The following is a 1,637-nucleotide window of genomic DNA, read 5'->3' as shown; positions in this document are numbered from 1 at the left end:
CGGAGTTTTTCAAGTTAGTTGTCGCATCAAGTTAAATTTTATGCCGCCCGCACTTCTTCTTTTTTCTCTGGATTCAAATTTACTTCATTGATCATTGTCCAATCTCTAGACTTTCCTGACCAACGACTTGGATTCTGTAATTTCGCCATTTCATTTACCCGATGACGTTTCGCTAGTATCGCTTTATCTAATCCTAAATGGCGCTGGTTTGGCGTGACAAATTTAATACCGCTGTGCAAGTGCTCATCGTTGTACCAATCTACAAATCCGTTAACCCATTTCCTTGCGCTCGCGATATCTTCAAAGGCTTTCTCAGGGTATTCTGGACGATACTTTAACGTCTTAAATAGCGATTCAGAATAAGGGTTATCATTACTCACAGACGGTCGGCTAAATGAAGGAACAATACCTAACTCCTGCAATGTCGCTAATAACGTTGCCCCTTTCATTGGACTGCCATTATCCGAGTGCAATGTGACTTGCGCTGGCTTTACCTGCTCTCGTCTGCAAATATCTACCATTAAATCAGCTGCCAGTGTACTTAGCTGTGTGTCATAAACCTGCCAACCAACTATTTTTCGACTATAAATATCCATCACTAAATATAAGTATAAAAACTGACCTTTAATAGCTGTTGGCAAATAGGTAATATCCCATGTATAAATTTCGTTTACACGTGTTGCCTTGAGTGCTTTTGGCTTTTTTATCTTTTTATTTGGTTTAACTTTTTCTCTGTGTGTTAATAATTTATGTGATTTCATAACGCGATAAAACGAGCTTTCTGAGGCTATCCATACACCTTTATCCAATAGTTTAGGCACTATCTTGCTGGGTGGCAAATGTCCGTATTCTATTGAATTAACAGTCTTAATTATACGCTGTTGCTCTAATTCAGTTAGCCTGTTAGGTGGTTTTTTTATCGTACTCGTTCGCTTATCTGTCATATCATCAGCTTCAATCCAGCGTTGAATTGTTCTTGCCGTTAGACCCAGTAACTCACATGCTTTTTCTTGTCTTGCCCCTGATTTTTGCGCGTCTGTAATGAGCTTTATCAATTTATGACGTTCAGTTGAGTTGGTTAATCGTCCTCGTTGAAGCCCCAAAGCGCATCTGCTTTTTTTTTGAGCACAAGTAAAGCGGCTGTTTCTGCTAACGCTTTGTCTTTACGATTAAGCTCTTTTTGAAGCTGCTTAATTTCTTGTTTGAGCTGTTTACTGTCTGATTTTACGGCCTTCGTTAAAGGCCCTTTAGCAAAATCGTGCTTCCATTTTTTGATATGATGTGGGTAAAGCCCCTTAGCACGGCAATATTCGTTAAGAGCAGCTTCATCTAAACTAGCAGATTCAATAATGGCGTTAAGCCTTTCTTCTAAGCTCCAGTCATGAGGGCGTTTTTCTGTTGTCATGTGACTACCATTATTTTTAGTTTCAAGTTCATGGTTTTTAGCAAGCGCGATCCATCGTTGCAAGGTTGAATAACCGATACCTAAATCAAGCGCAACATCTTCTAAGCGAACATCATCACATTGAGATAATGCTTTTTCAACAGCTTGAACTTTAAATTCTTGTGTAAATCGACGTCTCATTTTATCTGCCTCTATTAAAAGTTAGAAGCGACAACTATCCTGACACAGGGGG

1 protein-coding gene is annotated in these 1,637 nt (G+C 39.3%); it reads right to left on the bottom strand.

Features of this window, described 5'->3' with window-relative positions:
* Nucleotides 1-38: 38 nt before the first annotated feature.
* A protein-coding gene (locus tag ACJJVZ_RS00040) for an IS3 family transposase (RefSeq protein ID WP_405621553.1) occupies nucleotides 39-1,585 on the bottom strand; the annotation gives its coding sequence in 2 pieces (ribosomal slippage) (nucleotides 39-1,126 and nucleotides 1,126-1,585; 1,548 coding nt in all).
* Nucleotides 1,586-1,637 lie beyond the last annotated feature (52 nt).

The organism is Pseudoalteromonas sp. Ld19, assembly GCF_045064135.1.
Taxonomy (GTDB): domain Bacteria; phylum Pseudomonadota; class Gammaproteobacteria; order Enterobacterales; family Alteromonadaceae; genus Pseudoalteromonas; species Pseudoalteromonas aliena.
This window is presented reverse-complemented; position numbering and strand designations above follow the sequence as displayed.